Source organism: Streptomyces anandii JCM 4720, assembly GCF_014650655.1.
Lineage (GTDB): Bacteria > Actinomycetota > Actinomycetes > Streptomycetales > Streptomycetaceae > Streptomyces > Streptomyces anandii.
The window spans coordinates 52,585-56,291 of sequence record NZ_BMVJ01000031.1 but is presented as its reverse complement, the minus strand read 5'-3'; the positions used below and the strand labels follow the sequence as shown (position 1 = coordinate 56,291).

Below are 3,707 nucleotides of genomic sequence, written 5' to 3'. Positions count from 1 at the left end.
ACCGCCGGGCCAGGGCGTCCAGCCGCTCGGCGCGCCGGGCGACCAGCACCAGGTCCCAGCCGCGTCGGGCGAGCCGGACGGCGTACTCGGCGCCGATGCCCGACGACGCGCCGGTCACCACAGCGGAACCGTCAGCCTCGCCGTAAGCCATACGCGATCCCTTCACTCAATGTGTAGCCGTCCAACGGACGCTCGCGGCCGCAGCAGCGGAACCGCACTTCAGCCTCAGCCGCGAACGGGGCCACCCCGGCGCCGTCGTGCCCTGAGCCGGACCACTGTCCGGTCGGGCCGTCGCGTCACATCGGGCGGCCGGCGTCCGCCGAGTTCCACGAAAGCCGCTGTCGCACACGAGCGTGGGCTCCGCTGCCCGAGCACCGACGCCGCGCTCACCCCGCCGCCGATCAAGTCCGAGGTGGCCCAGGACATCAAGTCCAAGGTGGCCCAGGACGCGACGGGTGGGGGCGGATCCGCCGGGGGAAAGGAGCGGCGGGGTCCCCCTGCTACGCGGTACGGTGCGCCGATGTCAGAGATCAAGAAGTTCCAAGTCACCTTTGACTGCGCAGAACCTGAGCGCGTCGCTCGCTTCTGGTGTGAAGTGTTGGGGTACGTCATGCCGCCGCCACCGGAGGGGTTCGTCACCTGGGACGATTTCAACCGCACCCTGCCTCCCGAGAAGCAGGGATCATGGTCCGCCTGCAGTGATCCCTCGGGCGTGGGCCCGCGTCTGTACTTTCAGCGCGTCCCTGAAGGCAAGACCGTCAAGAATCGGGTGCATCTCGACGTCCGGGTCGGCACCGGGCTCGTGGGGGACGAGCGCCTCGCCGCGCTCGAAGCCGAGTGTGCACGACTGGTCGCGCTCGGTGCGACCCACGTGCAGACGCTGTACGCCGATGAGGAAAACGAGTCGTGCATCCCGATGCTGGACATCGAGGGCAACGAGTTCTGTATCGACTGAACATCCATCGAGGTGGGGCCAAGGGAGGCGAGGAGCCACCTCCCTTGGCTCTCTCCGGTCTCGTACGGGGGGAGTTACCCCGCGAGCCCGGTGCTCGCGTCCGCGATCGTGGGCCGACGACCCGAAACTCCGTCGAACGGCAGGGCTGCCGGCGCCTACGATGACACCGGTGTACCCACTGTGGTTCGAGTTCGATGAACACGACAAAGTCCCGGAGAACTGCGACACGTCGCAGCGTGCGTTCCTGCGTCTGGTTCCAGAGGGCGCCCGGGATTGGCCCTGCCGGCCCAGCGACACGTATGTACTGTTCTACTCCCGCGACGAACTCGATGAGGACGGCAACACCGCGGAGCACGACGAGATGCGTCTGGTGGTGAACCTCAGTCACCAGCGAGTGCACTTCCTCGGACTAGGTGCCTCCCTGGAGGCGGACACCGTACGGTGCGGTGAACTGGACCTGCGCAACTACGCGTTGACGCGGGAACGCCCGGACATCGTGCCGCGCGAGCGTACCGGACCGGTCGAGGAACTGGCGGCCTTCACCACCGACTGGATCGGCGAGATCCTGCGCCGGCCGACGCTGCGGTACGACGGTCGCCGATGACGCCTTCCGCGCCGTGGCGTGAAGCAACGCATGTGTGCGGATCTGCAGAAGACGTTCCGGGCGGACCCTCGCGGCTGGCGTGGGGTGACGCGAGGACGAGTCCCCGTGATCACCGCCCCAGTGCGAAGTACCACAGGCCGGTCATATGTGCTTGAATTCCGTCAAGCCTCTGCCGGGACTGCGACGCCGCGTGCGCCGTAGCCACCGCTTCAACGAGGTGCACCATGACCTGCTCATCCGGCCGACACCCGGCGACCCCCGACTGGCGTGATCAAGCGGCCTGCATCGGAGAAGACCCCGAGATCTTCTTCCCTCTCTCGGACGTCGCCGCTACCGGAGGGGCCTTCCTCGCCCAGGCGATATGCCGCCGCTGCTCCGTATCCCTCGACTGTCGGACCTGGGCGCTCGAGCACGGCGAGGACGACGGCATCTGGGGCGGAACGACTGCCGCCCAGCGCCGGGCCATCCGAAGGGCGGCGATCGAATCCACTCCCACGGGGAATGGACGCCCACGACGGCGGACGGACGGTTCGCCACCGCGCGGGTGGGACGGCCGCCGCGCATCGGCTGTCGGCACTGACCACTAGAGGCTGACCTGCCGGGGAGGCCGGGTCGTCAGGAGGCGTCGTCTGACGGGCAGGTGAATCGGCCGCCGGGACCCCAGTGGGTGATGCGTTCCGCTCTTTGGGCCGGCACGCCGCAGGTGAGGTCCGTGAGCGTGTTGCCTTCCGGGGAGATCCGGATGCAGCGCCTGGCCGTCCTGACCGCGTCGGCTGCCCTGGCCGTCGGAGGCGCGCCCTGGTGCCGGCATGTGCCCGTCGTCAATGGCGGTGGTACCGGTGGCAACGTCAATGTGCCGGTGGTCAACGGTGGCGGCACGGGCGGCATGTTCACCGGTGCCCGCTCTCGACGGCTGTCAGCTGTCCGTGGGTTGTGTGAGGGGAGCTGTGTCCTGCAGAAGGGTGAGGAAGCGGTGCACGAGACCGTGCGGTTGGCTGCGCAGATAGCAGGTCAGCTCGCGAAAGCGTTTGGGCCGGCACGGCAGGACGGCGGCGTCCAGGCCCGCGGGTACGGCGTTGTCGGGCAGGAGGGCGGGTCCCACGCCGGCGGCGGCGAGCCGGGCTGCTGCGTCGACCTGCCAGGTGCGTACGGCGGGCATGGGCCGGAACCCCTGGCTTGAGCAGTAGCCGGCGATCAGGTCGTTGAGGCCGTGGCCCTGGCCGAAGAGGACCCAGGCCTCGCCTGCGAGGGCGTGCAGGTCGACTGCCGTGGCCGGTGTTCCTGGATTTTGGGGGTTCTCGTCGAGCAGGGGGTGGTTGTAGGGGAGGACAATCACGAATTCCTCGTGCCCCAAGGAGAGGACGGGGCCGTCCCAGGCGCGGGGCCGGGGTCCGATGGCCAGGTCGCCCAGGCCGTTGCGGACCTGTTCTTCCAGCAGGTCGCGGTGGCTGAACTCTTCGAGCCGTACCGGGCACTGTGGGTGCTGGTCGTGCCAGCTGCGGATGACGTCGGGCAGTACGCCGGCCGCGACCGAGGAGACGGTGGCGATGTGCAGTTCGGCTGATTCGCCGGTGACGGCAGCCCGCGCGGACCGGTAGGCGCGCTCCGCACCACGCAGCGTGGCGAGCGCTTCCGGCAGGAAGGCACGACCGGCTGGAGTGAGCTGCATCCCTCGCGGCAGTCTTTCGAACAAGGCGCCGCCCACCCGCCGTTCCAGCGCCTTGAGCTGCTGGGACAGGGACGGCTGGGCGACACAGAGCCGTGCCGCCGCCCGGCTGAGAGAGCCCTCCTCGGCCACCGCAACGAAGTACTCGAACTGCCTCAGGCTCATACCCCCAGGTTACGTATAGATTGAACCTATGTAAATCCGTAGGAAGAAAGTCTTAGACTTACTCGGTGGGCCGGGCCATTCTCAGGGCATGGGCAACCGTCACACCACCGAATCCGCGGCCTGCGACATCGCGCACCGCGTGCCTTCCGAGACCGAAGTCTCGCAAGCGCATCTCAACCGGCAGGTCGGCACCCGCATCCTGTTCGAGAACAGTGCCGTCCGCGTCTGGGAGGTCCACCTCGATCCCGGTGTCCGGGCGCCGCTGCATTGCCACGCTCTGAACTATTTCTGGACCTGTACCGAGCCCGGAACGGCCC

The 3,707-nt window shown here is 68.4% G+C and carries 5 protein-coding genes and 1 pseudogene; 4 read left to right on the top strand and 2 right to left on the bottom strand.

The genetic code is table 11. The annotated features are described in order from the left end of the window. Positions 1 to 151, bottom strand: a 151-nt coding sequence (locus IE249_RS32915; protein WP_189710768.1) for an SDR family NAD(P)-dependent oxidoreductase, incomplete at its 3' end; no start/stop codon positions are given. 369 nt (positions 152 to 520) lie between these two features. Here IE249_RS32915 and IE249_RS32910 point away from each other — a divergent pair. The 3 genes from IE249_RS32910 (at position 521) to IE249_RS32900 (ending at position 2,146) form a co-directional block, all read left to right on the top strand. Continuing rightward, on the top strand, positions 521 to 955 hold the full coding sequence (locus tag IE249_RS32910) for a VOC family protein (RefSeq protein WP_189710766.1): 435 nt from the start codon (positions 521 to 523) through the stop codon (positions 953 to 955). 169 nt (positions 956 to 1,124) lie between these two features. Next, complete coding sequence (locus tag IE249_RS32905) at positions 1,125 to 1,559, top strand: hypothetical protein (RefSeq protein WP_189710764.1); 435 nt, start codon at positions 1,125 to 1,127, stop codon at positions 1,557 to 1,559. 224 nt (positions 1,560 to 1,783) lie between these two features. Continuing rightward, entirely contained in the window at positions 1,784 to 2,146 is a 363-nt protein-coding gene (locus IE249_RS32900; RefSeq protein ID WP_189710762.1) for a WhiB family transcriptional regulator, read from the top strand. Between the two features lie 329 nt (positions 2,147 to 2,475). Here the strand turns inward: IE249_RS32900 and IE249_RS32895 are convergent, their stop codons facing one another. Then, entirely contained in the window at positions 2,476 to 3,390 is a 915-nt protein-coding gene (locus IE249_RS32895; RefSeq protein WP_189710760.1) for a LysR family transcriptional regulator, read from the bottom strand. Between the two features lie 88 nt (positions 3,391 to 3,478). Between IE249_RS32895 and IE249_RS32890 the strand changes: the two are divergent. Further along, positions 3,479 to 3,707 (top strand): annotated as a pseudogene (locus IE249_RS32890) (hypothetical protein); the annotation flags it as partial.